The sequence below is a fragment of the Micromonospora humida genome, from assembly GCF_016901255.1.
GTDB classification, from domain to species: domain Bacteria; phylum Actinomycetota; class Actinomycetes; order Mycobacteriales; family Micromonosporaceae; genus Micromonospora; species Micromonospora wenchangensis.
The window spans coordinates 791,702-815,510 of the sequence record NZ_JAFEUC010000001.1 but is presented as its reverse complement, the minus strand read 5'-3'; the positions used below and the strand labels follow the sequence as shown (position 1 = coordinate 815,510).

Genomic DNA, 23,809 nt, shown 5'->3' with positions numbered 1-23,809 from the left:
TGGTGGTGAGCTGGTAGCGGGCCCCTCCTACTGCCGGTAGGTGGACAGGAAGGTGCGGATGCGCCCGATCGCGTCGTCGAGGACGTCGGTCGGGGCCAGGAACACCATGCGCAGGTGGTCCGGGGTGTCGATGTTGAAGCCGCTGCCGTGCGAGATCAGCAGATGCTGCTGCTCCAGCAGGTCGATCACGAGCTTCTCGTCGTCGTGGATCTTGTGGACGGCCGGATCGAGGCGGGCGAAGAGGTACAGCGCGCCCTCCGGCTTGACGCAGTCGACACCGGGGATCGAGACGACCTCGCGCCAGGCGTGGTCGCGCTGTTCGAGCAGACGCCCGCCGGGCCGGATCAGCTCGTCGATGCTCTGGTAGCCGCCGAGCGCGGTCTGGATGGCGTGCTGGGCCGGCACGTTCGGGCAGACCCGGAGGTTGGCCAGCAGTTGCAGCCCGTTCAGGTAGTCCGTGTCGGTGCCGGTGAAGCCGCTGGTGGCGAGCCAGCCGGAGCGGAAGCCGGCGGCCCGGTAGACCTTCGACAGGCCGCCCATGCTGACCACCGGCACGTCCGGGGCGAGCGCCGCGAGCGTGTGGTGGGTGGCGCCGTCGTACACGATCCGGTCGTAGATCTCGTCGGCGAAGATCATCAGGCCGTGCCGGCGGGCCAGTTCGATCATGCCGAGCAGGGCCTGCTCCGAGTACACCGCGCCTGTCGGGTTGTTCGGGTTGATCACCACGAGGGCGCGGGTACGTTCGGTGATCCGCGAGGCCAGGTGCTCCAGGTCGGGTTGCCAGCCGGCGCTCTCGTCGCAGCGGTAGTGCACGGCCTGCCCGCCGCACAGGTTGACCGCGGCGGTCCAGAGCGGGTAGTCCGGGCTGGGCACCAGCACCTCGTCGCCGGAGTCGAGCAGCGCCTGCAACACCATCATGATCAGCTCGGAGACCCCGTTGCCGAGCAGCACGTCGTCCGGCTGGACGTCGGTCACGCCCAGGTTCTGGTACCGCTGGGCGACGGCGACCCGCGCCGAGTAGATGCCCCGGGCGTCGCTGTAGCCCTGCGCCTCGACGAGGTTCTGCACCACGTCGGCGACGATCGGTCCGGGGGTGGCCAGTCCCCAGGGTGCCGGGTTGCCCAGGTTCAGCTTGAGGATCCGGTGGCCGGCGGCCTCCATCTCCTGTGCCCGCCGCAGCACCGGCCCGCGGATGTCGTACCGGACGCTCTTCAGCCGTTTGGCCTGCCGCATCGGACCCCCTCGACCACCTGGACACTTTGCCCCGGAAAGCACCCTAGTACGACCGCCGGAAGGGTGGCTGCTCCGGCCCACCACCGCAGCCCCCCGAGGTAACGGAGCGTAGCGGTGCCCGCACCGATCTTCATGTACGATCGTCTATCTCATTCGTGCGAGGATGGGGATGCTTGTGCTGCTTCGTTCGTCATCGGATTCGACCCGTGCGGCGCACGACCGCCGGTACGGGACCCACGGCACCCACCTGCCGGATCCGACCATGACCGGCACCACCCCCTGATTCCGTCGGCGGCCCCGGTGGCCGCCGGGGAAACGCGCGTCGTCGTGCACCATTCCTGCGTGGCTACGGCCGGAACGGCAAGGTGGCAGAGACATGAAGGTCCTCGTGATCGGTGGTGGCCCCGCCGGGAGCACCGCGGCAACGGCGATGGCCCAGGCCGGCCTCGACGTGCGGCTCGTCGAGAGCGCCCACTTCCCGCGATACCACGTGGGTGAGTCGCTCACGCCGTCGTGCCGGGTGGTGCTGGACGCCATCGGCATGTCGAAGATCCTCGACGACCACGGCTTCGTCAAGAAGAACGGCGGCGTCATCCACTGGGACGACGACCAGTGGACGTTCGACTGGCAGGCGCAGTCCGGGGTGCAGTCGTGGCAGGTCGACCGCAGCGAGTTCGACGCGCTGCTGCTGGAACACGCCCGCAACAACGGGGTCGCCGTCACCACCGGCGTCACCGGCCGGTCGGTACGCTTCGCCGACGGCCGGCCGGTGGCCGTGGAGTGCTCCCCGGACGACGGCGAACCGTTCACCATCGACGACTTCGACTTCCTGGTCGACGCCACCGGGCGCAACGGGCTGCTCAGCGCCCGGCACTTCGGCAACCGCGAGCCGCTGAACAACCTGCGCAACGTCGGCATCTGGGGCTACTGGACCGGTGCCACCCTGCTGCCCGAGACGCCGACCGGAGGGATCAACATCATCTCTTCGCCGGAGGGCTGGTACTGGGTGATCCCGATGGCCGGCGGGCGGATGAGCATCGGCTACGTCACCACCAAGGACGCCTTCGCGCGGGACCGCCACGAGCACCAGTCGTCGGACGAGCTGTACCGGCACCTCATCGCAACCTCACCGACCATCGCCGGCCTCACCGCGGGGGCGGAGTTCCTCGGCGTGACGAGGGTCGAGACCGACTACTCGTACATCGCGGACCAGTTCTGCGGGCCCGGTTACGCGATCGTGGGCGACGCGGCGTGCTTCCTGGACCCGCTGCTGTCCACCGGCGTGCACCTCGCGCTCTACAGCGCGTTGACCGCCGCCGCATGCGTCGCCTCGGTGGACCGTGGCGAGGTCGACGAGGCGGAGGCGCTGAGGTTCTTCGAATTCGCCTACCGGCGCGCGTACATGCGGCTGTTCGCGCTGGTGACCATCATGTACGAGCGCTACCTGGGCAAGGACGGCTTCTTCCGCACCTCCGACCGGTTGATCGGCGACGAGCAGTCCGCGCAGCCGGACACCGACGTCTCCTCCCGCTCCTTCGCCGAGATCATCGGTGGTCTGTCCGACCTGCGGGAGGCGGCCGACTCGTCCACCCGCGTCATCACCGACCGCCTGCGCGAGGAGGCGGTGCGGGCGCAACTTCAGGTGGTGCACGCACCCGACTCCGACGGACCCGACTTCACCCCGGTCCGGGGCGACCCCCTGTCCGACGCGGAGTCGGCCGACTACCGCCTCGTCACCAGCCCGCGACTCGGCCTCGAACGGGTCCGCGCGGCACGCCCCTGAACCGCACCACCGGCCGCCGGGGTGCCGACCGGAACGACGCGGGGTGCCCCGGCCGGACGGCCGGGGCACCCCGAGGTCCCACCGGGAGGCGGCCGGCCTACCCGTCCAGCTGGCCGGTGGCGACCAGCCGGCGGTACCAGTGGGCGCTGTCCTTCCAGCGGCGTTCCTGCGTGTCGTAGTCGACGTGGATGATGCCGAACCGACGGTCGTAGCCGTAACCCCACTCGAAGTTGTCCAGCAGCGACCAGACGAAGTAGCCCCGCACGTCCACGCCCAGCGCGCGGGCGTCGGCCACCGCCCCGATGTGCCGGCGCAGGTAGTCGATCCGCCGGTCGTCGTGGATCCGCCCGTCGGCCGACACCACGTCGTCGAACGCCGCGCCGTTCTCGGTGATCATCAACGGCTGGCCCGGGTGGTCGCGCCCCAGCCGCACCAGCAGCTCGGTGAAGGCCGGCGGGTCGATGTTCCACCCCATCGCCGTGTACGGGCCGGGCTGCGGCAGGAAGTCGACGTCCTCGGCACCCACCCACGGCGAGTGCACCGACGCCCCGTGCCCGTCGGCGGCTGAGCGGGCCGAGTGCCCGTCCCAGGCGCGGACCAGGGTGCTGGAGTAGTAGTTGACCCCGAGCACGTCCAGCGGCACCGCGATCAGCTTCTCGTCACCGGGGCGCACGAACGACCAGTCGGTGACGGCGGCGGTGTCGGCCAGCAGGTCCGCCGGGTACGCCCCGTCCAGCATCGGGCCGAGGAACGCCCGGTTCGCCAGCGCGTCGATCCGCCGGACCGCGTCGGCGTCGGCGGCCGACCCGGACGCGCCCCGCACGACGTGCAGGTTCAACGTCACCGACAGCTCGGCGCTCGGCGTCAGCTCCCGCACCACCCGCCCGGCCAGGCCGTGCGCCAGGTTCAGGTGGTGCACCGCCGCCAACGCCGCCGCCGGTTCGGTGCGGCCGGGCGCGTGCACGCCGGAGCCGTACCCCAGGTACGCCGAGCACCACGGTTCGTTGAGCGTCGTCCAGGTGTGCACCCGGTCGCCGAGCGCGCCGACGATCCCCGCCGCGTACTCCTCGAAACGCAGCGCCGTGTCCCGCGCCGGCCACCCGCCGGCGTCCTCCAGCTCCTGCGGCAGGTCCCAGTGGTACATGGTCGCCACCGGCCGGATGCCGCGCTCCAGCAGTCCGTCGACCAGCCGGGCGTAGAAGTCCAGGCCGGCGGGGTTGAACCGGCCGGAACCGCCCGGCTGCACCCGGGGCCAGGAGATCGAGAAGCGGTACGCGCCCAGCCCCAGCTCGGCGAGGTGGTCCAGATCCTGCGGCCACCGGTGGTAGTGGTCGGCGGCCACGTCACCGGTGTCGCCGTTCAACGTCCGCCCGGGGGTGTGGCTGTAGGTGTCCCAGATGGACGGACCCCGACCGTCCTCGGTGGCCGCGCCCTCGATCTGGTACGCCGCCGTCGCCGACCCCCAGAGGAAGCTCTCCGGGAAGTTCCGTGCCGTCATCGTCCCGCCCTCTCCGCGCCGACCACCACGCAGTGGTACGCCGACGACTCACCCGACACCAGCTCGGCGGTCGCCACCCCGCCCCGGAACCCCACCTCGAACTGGGCACCCGGCCCCCCGTCGGGCGACGGGATGCGCACCCGCTGCCGTTGCCCCTCCGCCGGAGCGTAGAGCCGCAGTTCCACCCCGTCGGCCCAGGCGTAGTCGGGCCGGTCGCAGCGCGCCCCGAACCCGATGACCGCGCCGGGCCGGGCGAGCACCGGCAGGCTGTCGTACCCGTGCTTCTCGGTCACCCACGCCGGGCCGGTGAGCTGCGCCCCGGTGACCAGGTGGGTCCAGGTGCCGGCGGGCACGTAGAAGGTGACCTGCCCGTCGGCGCTGAGCACCGGCGCGACGAGCACGTCCGGGCCGAGCATGTACTGCCGGTCGAGGTGCGCCACGGCCGGATCGTCCGGGAACTCCACGATCATCGGACGCATCATCGGGATGCCGTCGCGGTGCGCCTGTTCGGCGGTCGCCGCCAGGTACGGCATCAGGCCTAGCTTGAGGCGGGTGAAGTGGCGCAGCACCTCCACGGCCTGCTCGTCGTACGCCCACGGCACCCGGTACGAGCCGGAGCCGTGCAACCGCGAGTGCGACGACAGCAGACCGAACGCGATCCACCGCTTGAACACCGCCGGGTCGGGGGTGCCCTCGAAGCCGCCGATGTCGTGGCTCCAGTAGCCGAAGCCGGACGACGCCAGGGACAGCCCGCCGCGCAGCGACTCGGCCATCGCGACGAATGTCGACTCGCAGTCGCCGCCCCAGTGCACCGGGAACTGCTGGCCGCCGGTGGTGGCGGAGCGGGCGAACACCACCGCCTCACCCTCGCCGCGTTCGGTCTCCAGCAGCTCGAAGACCGCCTTGTTGTAGAGGTAGGAGTAGTAGTTGTGCATGCGCTGCGGGTCCGACCCGTCGTGCCACACCACGTCGGTCGGGATGCGCTCGCCGAAGTCGGTCTTGAAGCAGTCGACGCCCATGTCCAGCAGTGACTTGAGCTTGCCGGTGAACCAGGCCACCGCGTCGGGGTTGGTGAAGTCGACGAGCGCCATGCCGGCCTGCCACTTGTCCCACTGCCACACCGACCCGTCCGGGTTGCGTACCAGGTAGTCGGCCTCGCGGCCCTCCTCGAACAGGTACGACCGCTGGGCGATGTACGGGTTGATCCACACGCACACCTTCAGGCCCCGCTCGTGCAGCCGGTGCAGCATGCCCTCCGGGTCGGGGAAAGTCGCCGGGTCCCAGACGAAGTCGACCCAGTGGAACTGGCGCATCCAGAAGCAGTCGAAGTGGAAGACCGACAGCGGCAGGTCCCGCTCGGCCATCCCGTCAACGAACTCGGTCACCGTCTTCTCGTCGTACGACGTGGTGAACGACGTGGACAGCCACAGCCCGTACGACCAGGCGGGCACCCGGGCCGGGCGGCCGGTCAGCGCGGTGTAGCGGCGCAGCACGTCCTTCGGGGTGGGCCCGTCGATGACGTGGTAGGTCAGCGACTGGCCCTCCACGCTGAACTGGGTCTGCGCCACGACCTCCGAGCCGACCTCGAACGACACGTGCTCCGGGTGGTCCACGAACAACCCGTAGCCGGCGCTGCTCAGATAGAACGGCACGTTCTTGTAAGCCTGCTCGCTGGCGGTGCCGCCGTCGGCGTTCCAGATGTCGACCGTCTGCCCGTTCTTGACGAACGGGCCGAACCGCTCGCCCAGCCCGTACACCGTCTCGCCGACGCCGAGCGCGAGCCGCTCGTGCACGTACCGGCGTCCCTCGCCGTCGGTGACGATGCCGATGCTGCGTTCGGTGGACGCGGTGACCAGCCGGTCGCCGTGCTTGAACTCGACCCGCCAGCCGTCGACCAGCGCGACCCGCACGGTCAGCTCGCCGGTGGTCAGCGACGCGCTGATCCCGGTGATGTCGACGGTGACCGGGTGGGTGTCGTCGGTGTCCAGCCCGAAGCGGGGTTCGCGGGGCAGCCCGCCGCTGTGGTGGCCGATGGTCACCCCGACCACGCCGGGTGCGGGGGAGAAGAACCGGACGGTGACGACCGGCCGGTTGAGCGTGTCGCCCCGGCCGTTGATCTGACCGGCCGGCGCGAAGACGGTGAAACCGCGGTCGTCCGGCTCGACCGATTCGACAGTGCCGGGGCGCAGCACGCTGACCCCGGGGCGCAGTTGCCAGTACCCGTCGGTGAACTTCACTTCTCGGCTCCTGCCGTGATGCCGCGCGCCAGGGTGCGCTGGAAGATGAGGAAGAACAGGATGGCCGGCACCAGGCTGATCAGGGCGCCGGCGTTGGTGGTGGGGGCGTCCATCAGCCGGTCACCCTGCAACGACGCGAGGGCGACCGGGATGGTCTGGGTCTGGTTGTCGATCAGCATGACCAGCGGGATGAGGAACTCGTTCCAGGTCCAGATGAAGAAGAAGATGAGCAGCACGGCGAGGGTGGGCCGCAGGTTGGGGAAGACCACCCGCCACAGCACCGTCCACTTCCCGGCGCCGTCGAGCGCGGCGGCCTCCAGCAGCGCCCGGGGGAACGTGCCCAGCACCGAGGCCAGCAGGTACGTGCCGAACGCGCTCTGGATGACGGTGAAGATGATGATCACCGACAGCCGGGTGTTGTAGAGACCGATCTCCTTGGCGACGTAGTACAGCGGATAGATCAACGCCTCCTGCGGCAGCATGTTGGCCAGCAGGAACACCCCGACGATCCACAGCCGCCCCCGGACCCGGCCGACACCCAGCGCGTACGCGTTGAGCAGCGACACGACGACACCGAGCACCGCCACCGACCCGGCGATGAGCGCCGAGTTCCACAGCTTGAGCGGGAAGTTCACCTCCGACCAGTACGTCCGCAGACCCGTGGTGTAGAACTCCGACGGCCAGCTCAGCGGGCCGCCCGACGAGTAGTCCCCGGGCGACTTGAACGCGTTGAGCAGCATGAACGCGAACGGCACCAGCATGACCAGCGCGCCCACGGTGACCAGTGCGAGCACCACCCAGCGGCTGACGCCCCGGTGGTGGCGGTCGCGCACCTTCTTGCGGTGGACCGGGACCTTGGCGATCGTCACGGTCATCTCAGATCCCCCGGTCCCGGCGTTCGCTGCGGGCCTGCACGGCGATGAAGACCACGGCCACCACCACGATTATCACGGTGAGTACGGTGGAGATCGCCGAGCCGTAGCCGACCTGGAGCTTCTTGAAGAACGTGTAGTACGCGAAGTACGACGGCACGTTGGTGGCGTTCTCCGGGCCGCCCCGGGTCAGCGCGAAGATCGGCCCGAACACCTTCAGAGCGGCGATCGTGCAGGTCAGGGCCACCACGAAGGTCTCCGGCCGGATCTGCGGCAGGGTGATCGCCCGGAACCGGCGCAGCCAGTTCGCCCCGTCGACCTCGGCCGCCTCGTACAGCTCCGGGTCGACCCGCTGCAACGCCGCCATGAACACGACCACCGGGTAGCCGATCTGCACCCAGATCATCACCGCCATCACCGCCGGCAGCGCGGTGTCCGGGTCGCCCAGCCAGTCGTGGCGCAGCGCGCCGAGACCGACCGCGTCGAGCACGCTGTTGAACGCGCCGTCGGGACGCAGGATCCAGCCCCACACGATGCCGGCCACCACCACGGGCAGCACCTGCGGCAGGTAGAACGCGGCCCGCAGGGCCGCCGCCGTCCGGGGCCGGAACCGCCGCCCGATGACGTCGAAGAGCACCGAGGCGAGCAGCAGCCCGAGCAGCGTCGGCACCACCACCATCGCGACGATCATCGCCACGGTGTTGCGGAACGACGCCCAGAACACGTCGTCGTCCAGCAGCCGCCGGTAGTTGTCCAACCCGACGAAGGTGGGGTCACCGACGCCCGACCACCGGGTCAGCGACAGGTAGCCGGTGCCGACCAGCGGCACGCCGATGACCAGGACGAACAGCACCGCCCCGGGGAGCAGGTAGAGCCAGTACGCCGCGTCGCGGCCGTCGCGTCGGCGGCGGCGCGGGGACGCGGGGGAGGGGGGCGGGGGCGTCGCCTGCGGTGTGCCGGCGACGGTGTCGGGGACTGTCATCCAGGATCCTTCCCGGCGGGGTGGGCGGGCGCGCCGGTCGTGCCGGTCGCGCCCGCCGCTCGCCGTGTCACTTGCCGGTGATCTCCTTGACGCCGTCGGCGTACGGCTTGGCGATCGTGTCGAGCACCTGGTCGGGGGACTTGGATCCGTTGATCAGCGCCTGGAACCCGCCGACCAGCACGTCGTAGTAGCCGGGCACCGGCCAGTCCGGGTAGAAGGCCAGGCCGTCCTGCTTGCTGACCGTGTTGAAGTCCTCGATCAGCTTGCGGTCCTTCGGGTCGGTGATCTTCGCAGGGTCACCGGCCACCGGGATGCCACCGTTGTTGCCGATCAGGTCCTGGATCTCCGGACGCAGGGTGATGTCGATGAAGTCGTACGCCAGGCTCTTGGCCTTGCTGTTGGTCGGGACGACCCAGAGGTTGCCGGACGAGCCGGCGTTGAGGGTGTTGCCCGGGAACAGGAAGGTGTCCCAGTCGGCCTTCATCTCGGCCTTGAACCGGCCGTACCACCAGCTCCCGGAGACGATCATCGGGGTCTTGCCCGCGATGAACGCCGTGCCCATGTCCTCGGCCTTGAGGCTCGCCGAGTCCTTGGCCACGTAGCCCTTGCGCACCCAGTCGGCGAAGGTGTCCGCGCCGTACTTCAGCGGGTCGGCGCGGAAGTCGACCGGGTTCTTGTAGAGCTGGTAGTCGTCGACGAACTGCCGGTCGGCCTTCGACAGGGCCAACTGGTAGAACAGCTGCCCGGCCGGGTACTCGGCGCCGGCCATGCCCAGCGGGGTGATGCCCTTGTCGACGAAGGTGTCCATCGCGGCGGTCAGCTCCGCCATGCTGGTGGGCACCGTGACGCCGTTGCGGTCGAACAGGTCCTTGTTGTAGTAGACCGTGACGTACTCGCCGTAGTTGGGCACCCCGAACCAGTTGCCCGATCCCATCACGCCCTTGTCGCTGTACCGGGCGGTGGTCTGCAGGCTGGGGCTGAGCTTGCCGGCCCAGCCGCGCTTGTCGGCCTCGCCGCTGAGGTCGGTGAGCAGGCCCTGGGACGACAGCAGGCCGGCCGTCGCGTTGCCCTTGTTGTACTCCATGATGTCCGGGCCCTCGGACGAGTTGATGATCATGCCGGCGTTCTGCTGGATCTGCTCGAACGCCTTGCGCTCGAAGCGCACCTCGACACCCGGGTGTTCGGTCTTGAAGATCTCGATGGCCCTGGCCCAGCCGACCCCCATCGCGCTGTTCTCACCCTCGTAGTGCCAGAGCTTGAGGGTCTTGGCCCCGCTGTCGTCACCGCTGTCGTCGCCGCCGCACGCGGCCACGGTGGTCGTCGCGGTGGCCGCCAGGGCGATCGCGGCGACGATCCGGCGGAATCGCTGCATTGCTATCCTCCTCGTTGAGTATCGAGCCCGGTACTTCACTGGGTCCGTCGTCGCGTTGCCGCGCGGCGACGGGCCGTTTTACCTGGTCAACCCCCATCGGGCTGACGACTGCGGGGTGCTGCGGTCGATCCCCGGATCTCCAGCGCGCACGGCAGCAACTGCTGGTGGCGCTCGTTGCCGGCCCCGTCCAGGTGGCGCACCAGCGCCTCGATCGCGATCCGGCCCATCGCCGAGCCGGGCGACGTCATCGCGGTCAGCGCCGGGGTGGCCAGCTCGGCGACCTGCGGCGAGGTGACCATCGAGACCACCGACACGTCGTCGGGCACGCTCAGCCCCCGCGCGGTCAACTCGCCGAGGATGCCGAAGATCGCTGTCTCGTTCATGGCCAGCACGGCCGTCAGGCCCGGCGTCCGTGCGACGGCGGCGGCCAGCGCGGCCCGCCCACCGGCGGCGCTGTCCTGCGCCGGGATCATGACCGGCTCCAGGCCGTGGCCGGTCATCGCCGTGACGAACGCGTCCCGGGTCCGCAACGCCGGCCCGTAACCGCTGGCCAGGGTCTCGGCCGAGTGGTTGACGTAGACGATCTGCCGGTGCCCCAGGCCGACCAGGTGCGCCACCGCCTCCCGCACCGTCTGCTCGAAGTCGATGTCGACGTAGGAGAGGCCGTCGGTGTCCCCGGTGCGTCCGATCAGCACCAGCGGCACCCCGGCCTGCGCAAGGGCGTCGACCCGCTCGTCGGCGAGCTGCACCTCCATCAGCACGACCCCGTCGAACATCCGCTGGCTGGCCAGCCGGCGCAGCTCGTCGAGGTCGCCGCCCCCGCCGACGGGCGACAGCACCAGGTGGTAGCCGACGGCGCTGGCCGCCGCGGCGGCCCCGGTGACGAACGCCGCCTCGGTCGCGCCGAGCCCGCGCTCGTCCATCGGCAGCAGCAGGCCCAGGATCCGGCTGCGCCGGCTGGCCAGGCCCCGGGCCATCGCGTTGGGCTGGTAGTCGAGCTGCGCCATGGCGGCGAGCACCTTGGCCCGGGTCGCCTGGGAGATCGGCCGGGCCCCGGTGAGGACGTAGGACACGGTGCTGACCGAGACCTGCGCCAGGCGGGCGACGTCGTGCATGGTGGCCATCGCGCACCTCCTCCGGTCAGGCGGGGAACCGCACGTGAGTGATCGTCGAAGCGGTTCGACGAAGCGGTTCGACAGACGCTAAGCCCCCTGTTACGGCGACGTCAATAGCCGATGTCGAACGGGGGTCGCCGCCCGGGTGGGGTGGACCGTCGCCGGGGCCGGCGGGCAGGTGGAGATTTCCGGCATGACCCTGCTCCGCCCGCGGTAGGTGCCACTCCCTGTCACCTACTGCTGCGAGTCTCGTTCTCAAGCCAACCCCATCGGGAACAACCACAAGGAGCCCTCATGGCCATCACCACGACCACGCACCTGAACTTCCGCGGCGAGGCCCGCGCGGCGCTGGAGTTCTACCGGTCCGTCTTCGGCGGTCACCTCACCGTCGTCGCCTATCGCGACTTCGGCATGCCCGGTGACCTGCCCGACGCCGACAGGGTCGTCTTCGGTCAGGTCACCGCCGACAACGGCTTCACGATCATGGCCTACGACGTCCCCGGCCCGGGGCCCGCCGCGGTGCCGGCCGTGACCACCTCCCGCGAGCACGGCATGACCCTGACCGGTGAGCGGTTCTTCGTCTGCGTCCGCGGCGAAACCGCCGACGAGGTCAGCGCGCTGTGGGACGGGCTCGCCGACGGCGCCGAGATCATCGAGAGGTTCGGTCCCTCCCCGTGGACCCCGGGCTTCGGGATGCTGACCGACCGGTTCGGCGTCACCTGGATCCTCGACGTCGCCGTGGCCCACTCCCACTGACCCGACGCACCTCCCGCGGTCCGGGGCCGCCCGACACCCCGACTTCGGTCGGGGCGACCCTTGCCTACCCCGGCACTCTCGGCCATCCCGAGAGTGCCGGTATTCGCCGCCTCTGTACCGTCTGATCTGGAGGCCGGCGCCCGGACGGGATGCCCGTTGGGGGCCACCGGTGGTGCGGACCGCGAGCACGGCAGGCCCACTGTGGACTCTGGCGGCTTCCGCCGAGCGGGCGGTCAGAGCCGGGATGGTCGGGGCCGGCCGTCCGGGGTCGCGGCGTTCGACGTCGGCCGTCAGGCGTTGGGCGGAGCGGTGCTGTGCCGTACCGCAAGCGTCGTGGCCAGCTCGATCCCGGTCTGCGCGGGCCGCTCGCCCCGGCCCAGCGCGAGCACCATCCCGGTGGCGGTGACCGCCATCTGGCCCAGCGGCCGGTGGACCGTGGTCAGCGGCGGGTCCAACTGGGCGGCGACGGGCAGGTCGTCGAAGCCGATGACGCTGAGATCCTCCGGGATGCGCAGGCCGGCTGCCCGCGCAGCCTGGTAGACGCCCACCGCCTGCAGGTCGTTGCCGGTGACGACCGCGGTCGGCCGGTCCGGTCGGGCCAGCAGGTCGCGGGCGGCCGACCGGCCGCCCTCCCGGGTCAGGTCCCGCCGGGTCACGAGCGCCGGCTGCCCGGTGTGGCCGGCTTCCTCCAGCGCGGACCGGTGGCCGTCGAAGCGCGCCCGGCGGGACAGCACGTGGTCGGGTCCGGTGACCGCCGCGATGCGGCGGTGCCCCAGGCCGAGCAGGTGCCGGGTGGCAGCCCGACCACCCGACCAGTTCGTCGCCCCGACGAACGGCACGTCCTCGGGCAACTCGTGGGTGGGGTCGACGACCACGAAGGGGATCGCGTGCCGACGGAGCTGGTCCCGCGCGTCGGCGTCGAGCTGCGCGACGGCCACCACGCCGAGGGAACGACGCGACACCGCGTGGTCGAGCCAGTACCGTCCCGGGTCGTCGCCGGGACCCGACCCGGACAGCACCACACCGAGCTGGCGCTCGCGGGCGACCTGCTGGACGCCCTGGATGATCTCGATGCCCGGCAGCTCCCCGCCCTGCCCGATGACCAGCTCGATGGTGGTGCCGCCGGCCGGTGGAGCGGACTTGCGGTAGCCGTACTCGCTGATCAGCGACTCGACCCGGGCCCGGGTCCCGGGCGCCACCCCGGCCCGGCCGTTGATCACCTTCGACACGGTCGGCACGGACACGCCGGCCGTCCTGGCGATGTGGGAGATGGTCACCGGTCGCGGTGGGTCGGCTGCCGACCGCCTCGACGACATGCCCGCTCCCCTTCCTGCCGGCGTGCGGGTCCGACCGGCGCAAGCCGCCCCGGCGGACGCCGGCCGTCGGGGCGAGCGTATCGGGTCCGTCGCCCGGGGCGCCGGTCGGCGCGAGGGGGACAGGTCGGGGCGGTCCGCAGGGGTTCACCCCGCGGGCTCGATCCGGCACCGTCATCAGATCGGTCGATGGAAAGTTTCCGGCTTCCGATCCGATAGTTTCTATCCGCAACATCTCCCCTCATTGACGAATATCCATGTCAAGCGTAGTGTCCGCTGTGGAAACGTTTCTTGGCGGGGCCCATTTGCCGGTTCCGTGTCCCCGTTGCGAGAAAACCGGGCAGCGCGGCGAGCGACACGGAAGGGCCCGTCGGGACCAGTGCGGTCCTGCGCCACGGCCAGCGGTCGCGCCGGTGCCGACCCGCCTGTGGCGGGAGTCGTCCGGGCGTACCCAATCCATCCCCCGAGAAGGGTCCCCATGAAGAACAGACGCCTCGCGATCTGGGCAACGATCGCTCTCCTCGCCGTCGGCGGTGTCGCGACCGGCGCGGTGGTGGCACCGGTCCACGGTGCGACCGCGGCAGCCGCGAACGGCTCGTCAGGTGCGGCCGCCGGCGGCTGCGTCGCCGATCCCGCCCTGCGCGGCGCGACGAAGAGCACGTTCTACACCGTCACGGCGGACGCCACCCCGCTGTTCGTCGAGAAGATGACCAAGTACGCCCCGGAGATGCAGGTGCACTACGCGCACTGCTCAATGGCGGCGGCGGGAACCGCCCAGTTCTCGGTCACCGTCGCCGAGGGCTTCAGCTCGTACACCGTCAGCCCCAAGAGCCGGAAACTCGCTGTCGCCCGCAGCGGCAACACGATCAGCTTCACCAGCGGCCCCAACTACCTGATCGTCCAGTTCGACACCAAGGAACTGCTGTTCGTCCTGATCGACGCGCCCGAGGCGGACGCGCCGCAGGTGGGCGACGCCGACGTCAAGAGCCTGGCCGACTACGGCGTCGACAACACCGGGGGGACGCTGGTCACCTCCAAGATCCAGAGCGCCATCAACGCCGCGTCCGGGGCGACCCGGAACATCCTGTACGTGCCGCCGGGCCGGTACCAGGTCGGTGAGCTGTGGATGAGGAGCAACATGACCCTCTACCTGGCCGCCGGAGCGATCCTCTACGGCTCGAACCAGAAGGCGGACTTCAACACCGGCAGTGGCGGGGTGAACATCGAGGGCATGCAGCACGCCTCGCTGCGGATGTACCAGGTGCGCAACGCCAAGCTGCTGGGCCGTGGGGTGATCGACGGCAACGGCAAGTACCTGCGGGCCCAGGGCATCAACCTGGCCGTGCTGAAGATCGAGGAGAGCTCCGACATCCTGGTCGACGGCGTCACCGTCCGCGACTCCAGCTACTGGAACACCCTCGTCTACCGCAGCGACCGGGTCACCATCCGGAACTACAAGCTGATCAACTGCCGGCCGAACTCGGGGTACAACAACACCGACGGCGTGGACTTCGACGAGTCGACCAACAGCCTGCTGTCCAACGCGTTCCTCTACACGGGCGACGACAACATGGCGACCAAGAACGAGTTCGCCAGCGGCATCGTCAACACCAGGAACGTCGTCCACGAGCACGTCGTCTGCTACAGCAACTCCGCCTGCGCGAAGATCGGCACCAAGACCGAGGGAACGTCGATGGACGGGATCGTCTTCCGCGACATCGACGTGGTGAAGGCGGGACGTTCGATGGTGATCGACGCGGTCGACACCGCCGTCGTGTCCAACACCCGGTGGGAGGACGTCCGGGTCGAACAGACCGACAGCCTGATCGACCTCCAGGAGGACCGCCCGCCGTCCTGGCGGACGGTGAAGAACACCTCGACGATCCGCAACGCCTACTTCACCAACGTCTCCTCGGACGTGAAGAAGGTCGTCAACCTGCACGGGCGGTCCTCGACGGTCAACATCAGCGGCGTGCACTTCACCAACTTCACCGTCCAGGGTCGACAGGTCACCAGCCAGACCGACGGGGACGCGAGCTGGAACATCAACTCCTACGTCTCGAACATCACCTTCGCCACGACGCCGCCGACCACCCCGCCCCCCACGACGCCGCCGCCCACCACCCCGCCCCCGACGACGCCGCCCCCCACCACCCCTCCGCCCACCACGCCGCCCCCGCCCACCACCCCGCCGCCGGGCCAGTCCGGTGACTGCGCGGTGGGCTACACGATGAACTCCTGGAACGACGGGTTCACCGCCAGCATCCGCATCACCAACCGCGGCACGTCGGCGATCAACGGGTGGACCCTGGCGTTCACCCTGCCCACCGGGCAGACGCTCACCAACGGCTGGAACGCCACCTACACCGGCTCCAGCGGTCAGGTCTCCGCCCGCAACGTCTCGTACAACGCGACGCTGGCGGCCGGCGAGTCCACCGACATCGGCTTCCAGGCCACCCACACCGGCAACACCGGCCGGCCCGGCTCCTTCACCCTCAACGGGGTCAGCTGCGTCGTCTCCTGACCCGACCGTCACACCGGCCGGTGTGACCGCCTCCCCTCGGGGTTGCGGTCACACCGGCCGTTCGTGCGTGCACGCCGGGCCCGGTCACCCCGACCGGCGGCCGGACCCTGGACGCCCCGGTCGGTGACGGTCACCCGTTGCGCTCGGCCAACTACTCCACAAGATGTATCCCGTCAGATGGGACGACATTGCAAGCCTACTAATCCTATCGGCAGGATAGGAAATGCAGCGGCTGGCGTTGTCGTGCTGGTCACTGGTCTGCCGGCGTCGAGGACGACGCGGCCCGCGTACCGAAGGATGGGATGTCGATGACCGTCACGCACCCCGTCGGCGTCGAGGAGGTCGTGCTCGGCGGTCGGCGGTCGCCCGCGCCGCCGGGCCGCCCACCCGCCACCGGCGTCGCCGCACGCCTGACCCGGCCACTGCCCGCGCTGCTGCTCGTCGGCCTGCTCGCGGCCGGCTGGCAGCTCATGGCGCACACCGCCGGCAGCGCCCTGATCCCCGGCCTCGGGGAGATCGCCCGCAACCTGGCCGACATCACCACCAGCGGCGCGCTGGCGGAGAACGTCCGGGTCACCCTCACCCGCGTCGTGCTCGGCTTCGCGGCGGCGTTCGTCGTGTCCGTCGCCGCCGGCATCGCGATGGGCCGCAGCGAATGGCTGCGCCGCTTCCTGGAGCCCGCCGTCCTCATCGGACTGGCCACCCCCGGCCTGGTCAAGGCCCTGCTGTGCGTGATCTGGTTCGGGGTGAGCCTGCTCAACCCGGTCCTCACCGTGGCCCTCGCGGCAGCCCCCGCGCTGACTATCAACGTCGCCCAGGGCGTCCGCTCGGTCGACCCGGCGCTGAGCGAGATGGCCCACGTCTACCGGTTCGACGCGCTGACCCGACTGCGGTACGTGTGGCTGCCCGCCATCGTCCCCGACCTGTTCACCGGGGCGCGGCTGGGCATCGCGATGGCCTGGAAGGTCATCGTGCTGGTGGAGATCTTCGGCCTCGCCGACGGCGTCGGCTACCAGCTCAACCTGGAGTTCTCCCAGCACAACGTGGCCGGGGTGCTCGCCTGGACCGTCGCCTTCGCCCTGGTCATGGCCGCCATCGAGTACGGGCTGCTGCAGACCCTGGAACGCCGGGCGGTGCGCTGGCGGCGGGTGGCGCTGCGATGAGCGTCCGGATCAGCCTCGACAGGGTCGACAAGGCGTTCACCAACCGGCGTACCGGCGAACGGCAGCAGATCTTCCGCGACTTCTCCCTCACCCTCGCCCCCGACGAACTGGTGGCCGTGGTCGGCGGCTCCGGCACCGGCAAGACCACCCTGATGCACCTGATCGCCGGCCTGGAACGCCCCGATGCGGGCACCGTCTCCACCGGCGGCGGACGACCCCGCCTCGGCATGGTGTTCCAGCAGCCCCGGCTGCTGGACTGGACGTCCGTCGAGACCAACGTGCGGCTCGCCGCGACGGCGGCCGGCGTCGACACCGCGGAGGTCGCCCCGATCCTCGACGCCGTCGGCCTGACCGACTACGCCAGGTCGTACCCGTCGGTGCTCTCCGGCGGGCAGCGCCAGCGCGTCGCCGTGGCCCGCGCGTTCGTCGTCCGCCCCGAGGTGCTGCTGCTCGACGAACCGTTCAGCGCGCTCGACGAGCTGACCGCCCGCCGCCTGCGGCTGCTGCTGCAACAACTCTGGCTGCGGACCCCCCGCACCGGCCTGCTGGTCACCCACAACGCGCTGGAGGCCGCGTTCCTCGCCGACCGGGTGGTGGTGCTCGGCGGACGTCCCGCCGAGGTGGTCGGGGAGTACCGCATCGACCGCCCGCGCCCCCGAAGCCCCGAGGACCCGGACCTGTTCGACGTGCACCGCCGCATCGTCGCCGCCCTCACCTGAACCCGCCCCACCCGACGGCGCGGCCACCGGTCCGCCGCCCACACCCCGCGAGCCGGGGCACCCCTGAACCATCTGGAAGGAACCCCCGTGTCCACGACACCCCTCACCCGACGATCCCTGCTGCGTGCCGCCGGGCTTGTCGCCGGCGGCGCCGGCGCGGCCACCCTGCTGAGCGCCTGCGGCGACGACGAGCCGGCCGCCGCCGGCACCCGCAGCGCCAAGGTGCAGCCCCGCAGCCCCGGCACGGCGGGGGCGATCCGCGACTCCGTCGCCGAGCAGTTCGGCCTGGAGGCCAAGCACGGCCTCCGCCTCGACCGCAGGGCCGGCGGCGGCCCCGGCGCGGGGCAGGAGCAGCTGCTCACCGGCGTGCTCGACATCTACGCCTTCGGCCCGCTGGGCGCCACCGAGGTGAACACCAGCGGCCATGACGTGGTCATCGTCGGGCCGTCGCTGTGGAACCACGGCCGCTGGATCGTCCCGGCCGACAGCCCCTACCAGAGCATCGCCGACCTGAAGGGCAGGAAGGTCGGCGTGCAGCCACCCAGCAGCGACACCTACCGGGCGGCGGCGCTCGCCTCGGCCGTCAACGGCATCCGCTTCGACAGGGAGTTCAAGCTGTTCACCGGGCAGCCCATCGCCAACCTCGCCCTGTACGAGCGCGGCGACCTCGACGCGATCATCGCCATCGAACCCAACGCCACCCGCCTGGTCGGCTCCGGCAACCGGCAGCTCGCCTCCGTCGACGAACTGTGGCGCACCGGTACCGGCGACAGCAGCCCGTTGTTCCTCAACGGCACCGCCGTACGCCGCGACTGGCTGGCCGCCAACCGGGAGACCGCGAAGGCGTACGTCGACTTCACCCTGGACGCCTGGCGGCTGATCAAGAAGGACCCGACCCTGATCGGGAAGTACCACGCCGACTACGGCGTCCCCGCCGACGAGAAGAAGGCGATCCAACTGCTGCCGGAGCGGCTCGCCCCGGTCTACGCCGACGTGTGGGACGACACCGTCTTCGCCAACCTGGAGAAGCAGATCGACCTGGCGGTCGAGGTCGGCGTGCTGAAGAAGCGGGCCGCCAAGCCGGTGTACGAGAAGCTCTGACCCGGCGATGTCCCTGCCCTGGCGCAGCCGCGCCGCCCTGCTGGTGTGCTGCGGGACGCTGTTCCTCGGCGTCCTCGACGGCGCGGCGCTGAACCTGGCCCTGCCGTCGGTGCACCGCGAACTGCGGCTGAGCACGACCGAGCTGCAGTGGGTGGCGACCGGCAACGCGCTGGTCCGGGCCAGCCTCACCCTGCTCTGCGGTGCGGTCGCCGACCGGTACGGGCGGCGGCGGGTGTTCCGGGTCGGGCTGCTGGTGTTCGCGGCGGGATCGGTGCTGTGCGGGGTGGCCCCGCACGCGCCCGCCCTGATCGCCGCCCGGGGCGTGCAGGGGGTCGGGGGAGCGTTGATGGCCCCGCCCGCCCTCGCCCTCATCGCCAACCTGTTCCCCGACGCGGTACGGCGCGGCCGGGCGCTGGGCACCTGGAGCGCGACGGCCGGGGTGTCGGCCGCCTGCGGGCCCCTGGTCGGCGGGGTACTGGTGCAGGCCGCCGGCTGGCGCAGCCTGTTCGCCGTGAGCGTCGGCGGCGCGGCGCTGCTCTACCTGGGCACCCGGCTGCTGCCGCCGGGCGTGGTGGACGGCCCGCCCCGCCGCCTCGACGCGCTGGGCAACACCCTGGCCGCCCTGGTCCTGGTCGGCTTCACGTTCGCCCTGATCGACGGCCCCACCCGGGGCTGGTCGACCGGCCCGGTCCTGGTCGCCGTGGCCGTGGCGGTCGCCGCCGCCGTCGGCTACCTGCCGGCGGCCCGCCGCCGCCCCGACCCGGTGCTCGACCCGCGCCACCTGGCGATCCCCGCGCTGCGCGGCGCGGTGCTCACGGCGGTCGTGGCGTACCTGGTGCTGGGCGGGTTCACCTTCGTCAACACGTTCTACCTGCAACAGGTCCGCGGGTTCAGCCCGCTGGCCACCGGCCTGCTCACCCTGCCGACCACCCTCGGCACACTCGTGCTCGCCAACGTCTCCGGCCGGATCGTCGGCCGGCACGGCGGCCGGCTGCCCGCCACCGTCGGGCACCTGTCGTTCGTGGCGTCGATGACCCTGCTCGCCCTGACCGTCACCACCGACGCGGGCCTGGCCCCGCTGCTCGTCGGCTACCTCCTGCTCGGCGCCGGCATGGGCCTGGTCAACCCGCCGGCCACCAACACCGCCGTGAACAGCCTGCCCCGCGACCGGGCCGGGGTGGCCAGCGCCATCACCAGCGCCTCCCGGCAGATCGGCACCAACCTCGGCGTCGCCGTCCTCGGCGCGGTGGTGGTGTCCGTGCTGGCCCTGACCGGCCAGCCCACCGACGACGTCGCCCGGGTCGCCGCCGAGGCCGGCGACGACTTCACCACCGCCCTGCGCGTCGCGTACGGGCTCGTCGCGGCCACCGCCGCGTCCTGCGCGTACGCGACGTGGCGGCTGTTGCGACCGCCGTCCGACCCGACCCCGGGAGAGGAGGTGGTGGGGATCGAGGACGCCCCGACGGCAGCACCGACCGCCACACCCGCCCGATAACGCACAGCACGACACCAGTACAGAAAGGACCACCACGGTGGCACTCACCAAGGTCAGGAGCGTCCGCAGCGGCGCCATCTTCACCCTGCCGTACCTCGTCGGCCTGGAGCACGGCTACTTCGCCGAGGAGGGCATCGACCTGGAACTGGTCGCCCCCGGCTCGTACGACACGGTGCTCAAGCCGATCGAGGAGCACGAACTCGTCAGCTCGTTCGGCGGCATCTCCACACCGTTCGAGAGCGGCGACGTCTCCCTCTACCGGGCCTGCGAGTGGGGGCAGATCCGCCGCTCCCACGACAGCGGGCGCGGCGGCCAGATCATCGCCAAGCGGGCCTCGGTGGCCAGCCAGGCGATCTTCGTACGGCCCGACTCCGGCATCAAGCACCCGCAGGGCCTGGCCGGCCGGACGGTCGGGGTCAACTTCCACCACGGCTCGCACTACCTGGCCATCCAGTCCCTGGAGGGCTTCCTGGACCCCGACGAGATCAAGGTGGTGCACGCCGGCGGACCGGCCGAACGGTTCCGCAAACTGCGCGACGGCGAGATCGACGCGGTGGCGCTGATGGAGCCGTGGACCACCGCGGCCGAGAAGCTCGGCTACGTGCTGATCACCGAGGCGTTCTACGTCGGCTCGGAGATCGCCAGCGCCGACGTCGACCCGGCGACCTTCGCCGCCGTCGACCGGGCCGTCCGCCGGGCGGTCAAGAAGATCAACGAGGACATCCGGCCGTACCTGCACCACTTCGTCGCCGAGGTGCCCGAGGACCTGGTGAAGCTGGAGCCGGTGGACTTCCGGCTGGGCCGGTTGCGCTACGTCGACCCGCAGCCGTACCCGGAGGCCGAGTTCGAGCGCACCTACCGGTGGATGGTGAAGTGGGGTCTGATCACCCCCGAGTCGACGTTCACCTCCATCGTGGACAACCGGGTCGTCCCGGTCTGACCGGGGTGTCGGGGGCCGGCCCGGCCGACGACGTCCGGGTCGGCCCGGCACCCGCTGGACGCGGCCGGGCCGTCGGTGGCCTGCCGGTCAGCCCGGCGGCAGGTCGACCAGGCGGTGCAGGAGGCGGCTGAGCCGGGCGCGTTCGGCCGGGGTGAATCCGCTGAGCAGTTCGTCCTGGGCCGCGTCGACCAGGTCGTCCAGCTCGCGCATCCGGGCGGTCCCGGCGGCGGTGATGTGGACGACGTTGCGACGTCGGTCCGCCGGGTCCGGCTCGCGGCGCAGCAGCCCCTCGGCCGCCATCGCGTTGAGCGTGTCGACGGCGTCGCCCCGGTCGATGCCGAGCCGGCGGCACAGGTCCGCCTGGCTGATGCCGCCGAACTCGTCGAGCGCGGCGAGGATGGCGTACCGCATCCGGTCGGCGGGCCGGTCCAGGTGCCGGGTGACGACCCGGTTGGCGCGGGCCGCCGCGTGGTGGAGCAGCCAGCTGGTCAGCCGCGGCAGCCGGGCCGGTGGCGCTCCCGGTGTCGGTTCGCTGCGCTCTGTCATCCGCCCAGTGTACCTAAACGTTGGACCTCCAACGACTTCACTGATATCGTTGGAGGTCCAACAATTCTCGGGTCGGAGGTGGCGATGACGGCAGCCGGCGGGAACGCCGACCCGGCCTCCGCGACGGGACGTGTCCCCACCACGGCGGTGCCGGCCTCGGTGTGGTGGCTCGCGGTCGTCCTCGCCTCGGGCTCGGTGCTGACCGGCATCGACACCTCGCTGGTCAACGTCGGCATCGAGGTCATCGGGCGCGACCTGGGCGCGTCGTTGACCGAGGCGCAATGGATCAACAGCGGCTACCTGCTGGCTCTCGCCGCGACGCTGCCGGTCTGCGGCTGGCTCAGCCGGCGGATCGGGCCCGGCCGGCTCTGGCTCTGGTCGCTGGCCGGGTTCACGCTCACCTCCGCATCGTGCGCACTCGCCAGCAGCGCCGACATGCTCGTCGTCGCCCGGGTGCTCCAGGGGCTCACCGGCGGACTGCTCATCCCCGCCGGAATGGCCATCCTCGGCCAGGCCGCCGGCCGGGAGCGGATGGGTCGGGTCATCGCTGTCGCCAGCGTCCCGTCGATCCTGGCCCCGGCCTTCGGGTCGATCATCGGCGCCCTGCTCGTCGACAACTTCTCCTGGCACTGGTTGTTCCTGGTCAACGTGCCGATCGGGATCGTCGGACTGCTGCTGGCCCTGCGGGTGGTCCCACGCGGCGAGGCCGGCCGGGCCGGCCGGCTCGACCTGCCGGCCCTGCTGCTGGTCGCACTCGGGCTGCCGTTGCTCACCTACGCCGTCACCCGGGCGATGGACCACGGCGAACTGCTCGCGCCGCCGGTGCTGGTGCCCCTGGTGGCCGCGCTCGTCGCGTTGGCGCTCTTCGTCCACCGGTCGCTGCGCGCCGACGAGCCGTTGATGGACCTACGCCTGGCCCGGGACCCCGTCTACGCCGCCGCGGCGGGCACCATCGTCTTCTCCGGTGCCGCCCTGTTCGGTGGGCTGATCGTGATGCCGCTCTACTTCCAACTCGGGACGGGCCGGGACATCGTCGACACCGGGCTGCTGCTGATGGCGTTCAGCCTCGGTGCCGCGGTGACCTTTCCCCTCGCCGGCCGGTTGGCCGACGAGCACGGTGGCGGCGTCGTGGCCCTGGTCGGCCTGATGGTCGTCGTGGTCGGCACGATTCCGATGACGCTGCTGCCGGCCGACCCCGACCTGGTGCTCGTCGAGGCACTCCAGGTGGTCCGGGGTGTCGGTCTGGCGCTGGCCGGGTCACCCGTCGTCTCCGCTGCGCTGGCCCGGGTGCGATCCGACCAGATGTCGGACGCCAGTTCGCAGGTGAACACCCTGTCCCGGGTCGGCGGTGCGCTCGGCAGCGCGCTGTGCGCGGTGGTGCTTGCCGGCGCGCTGGCCGACGCCGGCTCCGACGCCGAGGTCGCCGCGGCCTTCCGGGTCACCTTCCGGTGGCTGACCGGCATGGCGCTGGTCGCCCTCGTCCTCGCCGCCCGGCTGCACCGGGCGCAGCGACGCGCCTGACGTGCACAGGCCCGGTGACCGGAACCCCACCGGGCACATCCCACCGATCAGGAGGTCATCTCATGCGTACCGCCATCATCATCGGCAGCACCCGACCGGGACGACGGGGCGCGGCGGTGGCCCGCTGGGTCCACCGGCTGGCCGCCGAGCGGGGCGACGCGGTCTACGAGGTCGTCGACCTGGCCGACCACGACCTGCCGCACCTCGACGAGCCGGTCCCGGCCGCCATGGGGCCCGAGCACTACACCGCCGCGCACACCCGCCGCTGGGCCGGGACCGTCGCTTCCTACGACGGGTACGTCTTCGTCACGCCGGAGTACAACCACTCCTGTCCCGGCGTGCTGAAGAACGCGATCGACTACCTCTACACCGAGTGGCACCACAAGTCGGCGGGTTTCGTCGGGTACGGCCTCAACGGCGGCGTCCGGGCCGTCGAGCACCTGCGGCTGGTGCTGGCCGAAGTGCACGTCGCCGACGTCCGCGACCAGGTCGGCCTGCACTGCTTCGCCGAGTTCGACGTCGACGGCGAGGTGCGGCCCACCGGCAACCAGGTGGACGTCCTGCACCGGATGCTCGACCAGGTGACGGCCTGGGGCGGTGCGCTGGCCACGGTGCGTCGGCGGTGACCGGCCGCCGGGG

General features: G+C 71.2%; 18 protein-coding genes and 2 pseudogenes. 11 read left to right on the top strand and 9 right to left on the bottom strand.

The window, feature by feature from the left end:
* Positions 1 to 27 precede the first annotated feature (27 nt).
* Positions 28 to 1,233, bottom strand: coding sequence for a pyridoxal phosphate-dependent aminotransferase (locus tag JQX11_RS03300; protein WP_204923442.1), 1,206 nt, complete (start codon positions 1,231 to 1,233; stop codon positions 28 to 30).
* 376 nt (positions 1,234 to 1,609) lie between these two features.
* Between JQX11_RS03300 and JQX11_RS03295 the strand changes: the two genes are divergently transcribed.
* Entirely contained in the window at positions 1,610 to 3,016 is a 1,407-nt protein-coding gene (locus tag JQX11_RS03295) for an NAD(P)/FAD-dependent oxidoreductase (protein WP_204923441.1), read from the top strand.
* A 97-nt stretch (positions 3,017 to 3,113) separates the two neighbouring features.
* Here the strand turns inward: JQX11_RS03295 and JQX11_RS03290 are convergent, their stop codons facing one another.
* The 6 genes from JQX11_RS03290 to JQX11_RS03265 all read right to left on the bottom strand — a co-directional run bounded on the left by JQX11_RS03290 (position 3,114) and on the right by JQX11_RS03265 (position 11,101).
* Positions 3,114 to 4,514, bottom strand: coding sequence for a GH1 family beta-glucosidase (locus tag JQX11_RS03290; protein WP_204923440.1), 1,401 nt, complete (start codon positions 4,512 to 4,514; stop codon positions 3,114 to 3,116).
* Positions 4,511 to 6,751 (bottom strand): alpha-xylosidase, encoded by a 2,241-nt coding sequence (gene yicI / locus JQX11_RS03285; RefSeq protein WP_204923439.1) that lies wholly within the window; start codon positions 6,749 to 6,751, stop codon positions 4,511 to 4,513. The genes JQX11_RS03290 and yicI overlap by 4 nt, the downstream gene beginning before the upstream one ends.
* Complete coding sequence (locus JQX11_RS03280; RefSeq protein ID WP_204923438.1) at positions 6,748 to 7,626, bottom strand: carbohydrate ABC transporter permease; 879 nt, start codon at positions 7,624 to 7,626, stop codon at positions 6,748 to 6,750. The genes yicI and JQX11_RS03280 overlap by 4 nt, the downstream gene beginning before the upstream one ends.
* A 1-nt stretch (position 7,627) precedes the next feature.
* A complete protein-coding gene (locus JQX11_RS03275) occupies positions 7,628 to 8,605 on the bottom strand; it encodes a carbohydrate ABC transporter permease (protein ID WP_204923437.1) in 978 nt (325 codons plus the stop codon).
* 67 nt (positions 8,606 to 8,672) lie between these two features.
* Positions 8,673 to 9,977: an ABC transporter substrate-binding protein gene (locus JQX11_RS03270; RefSeq protein ID WP_204923436.1), complete on the bottom strand. Its 1,305-nt coding sequence runs from the start codon at positions 9,975 to 9,977 to the stop codon at positions 8,673 to 8,675.
* Positions 9,978 to 10,063: 86 nt separating this feature from the next.
* Positions 10,064 to 11,101, bottom strand: coding sequence for a LacI family DNA-binding transcriptional regulator (locus JQX11_RS03265; RefSeq protein ID WP_204923435.1), 1,038 nt, complete (start codon positions 11,099 to 11,101; stop codon positions 10,064 to 10,066).
* Between the two features lie 285 nt (positions 11,102 to 11,386).
* Here JQX11_RS03265 and JQX11_RS03260 point away from each other — a divergent pair, with 285 nt between their 5' ends.
* Positions 11,387 to 11,848 carry a VOC family protein gene (locus JQX11_RS03260; RefSeq protein ID WP_204923434.1) on the top strand — a complete coding sequence of 154 codons (462 nt, stop codon included), beginning with the start codon at positions 11,387 to 11,389 and terminating at the stop codon, positions 11,846 to 11,848.
* Positions 11,849 to 12,138: 290 nt separating this feature from the next.
* Here the strand turns inward: JQX11_RS03260 and JQX11_RS03255 are convergent, their stop codons facing one another.
* Positions 12,139 to 13,164: a LacI family DNA-binding transcriptional regulator gene (locus tag JQX11_RS03255; RefSeq protein ID WP_232377014.1), complete on the bottom strand. Its 1,026-nt coding sequence runs from the start codon at positions 13,162 to 13,164 to the stop codon at positions 12,139 to 12,141.
* Here JQX11_RS03255 and JQX11_RS33295 point away from each other — a divergent pair.
* The 7 genes and pseudogenes from JQX11_RS33295 to JQX11_RS32915 all read left to right on the top strand — a co-directional run.
* A pseudogene (locus tag JQX11_RS33295) lies at positions 13,109 to 15,163 on the top strand (glycosyl hydrolase family 28 protein); the annotation flags it as partial. The gene JQX11_RS03255 and the pseudogene JQX11_RS33295 sit on opposite strands and share 56 nt — an antisense overlap.
* Before the next feature lie 87 nt (positions 15,164 to 15,250).
* A pseudogene (locus JQX11_RS03250) lies at positions 15,251 to 15,685 on the top strand (cellulose binding domain-containing protein); the annotation flags it as partial.
* A gap of 308 nt (positions 15,686 to 15,993) precedes the next feature.
* Positions 15,994 to 16,848 (top strand): ABC transporter permease, encoded by an 855-nt coding sequence (locus tag JQX11_RS03245; RefSeq protein ID WP_204923432.1) that lies wholly within the window; start codon positions 15,994 to 15,996, stop codon positions 16,846 to 16,848.
* The gene (locus tag JQX11_RS03240; protein ID WP_204923431.1) at positions 16,845 to 17,567 is read left to right on the top strand and encodes an ABC transporter ATP-binding protein; all 723 of its coding nucleotides are present in this window, start codon (positions 16,845 to 16,847) and stop codon (positions 17,565 to 17,567) included. The genes JQX11_RS03245 and JQX11_RS03240 overlap by 4 nt, the downstream gene beginning before the upstream one ends.
* Positions 17,568 to 17,654: 87 nt before the next feature.
* Entirely contained in the window at positions 17,655 to 18,668 is a 1,014-nt protein-coding gene (locus tag JQX11_RS03235) for an ABC transporter substrate-binding protein (RefSeq protein WP_204923430.1), read from the top strand.
* Positions 18,669 to 18,675: 7 nt separating this feature from the next.
* Complete coding sequence (locus tag JQX11_RS03230) at positions 18,676 to 20,163, top strand: MFS transporter (protein WP_204923429.1); 1,488 nt, start codon at positions 18,676 to 18,678, stop codon at positions 20,161 to 20,163.
* A 37-nt stretch (positions 20,164 to 20,200) separates the two neighbouring features.
* Entirely contained in the window at positions 20,201 to 21,103 is a 903-nt protein-coding gene (locus JQX11_RS32915; protein ID WP_204923428.1) for an ABC transporter substrate-binding protein, read from the top strand.
* Positions 21,104 to 21,190: 87 nt separating this feature from the next.
* Here the strand turns inward: JQX11_RS32915 and JQX11_RS03220 are convergent, their stop codons facing one another.
* Positions 21,191 to 21,649: a MarR family winged helix-turn-helix transcriptional regulator gene (locus JQX11_RS03220; protein ID WP_204923427.1), complete on the bottom strand. Its 459-nt coding sequence runs from the start codon at positions 21,647 to 21,649 to the stop codon at positions 21,191 to 21,193.
* Between the two features lie 84 nt (positions 21,650 to 21,733).
* Here JQX11_RS03220 and JQX11_RS03215 point away from each other — a divergent pair, with 84 nt between their 5' ends.
* Both JQX11_RS03215 and JQX11_RS03210 read left to right on the top strand, forming a co-directional pair.
* Positions 21,734 to 23,170, top strand: coding sequence for a DHA2 family efflux MFS transporter permease subunit (locus JQX11_RS03215; RefSeq protein WP_204923426.1), 1,437 nt, complete (start codon positions 21,734 to 21,736; stop codon positions 23,168 to 23,170).
* Positions 23,171 to 23,232: 62 nt separating this feature from the next.
* Positions 23,233 to 23,796, top strand: coding sequence for an NADPH-dependent FMN reductase (locus JQX11_RS03210; RefSeq protein ID WP_204923425.1), 564 nt, complete (start codon positions 23,233 to 23,235; stop codon positions 23,794 to 23,796).
* Positions 23,797 to 23,809: the final 13 nt, after the last annotated feature.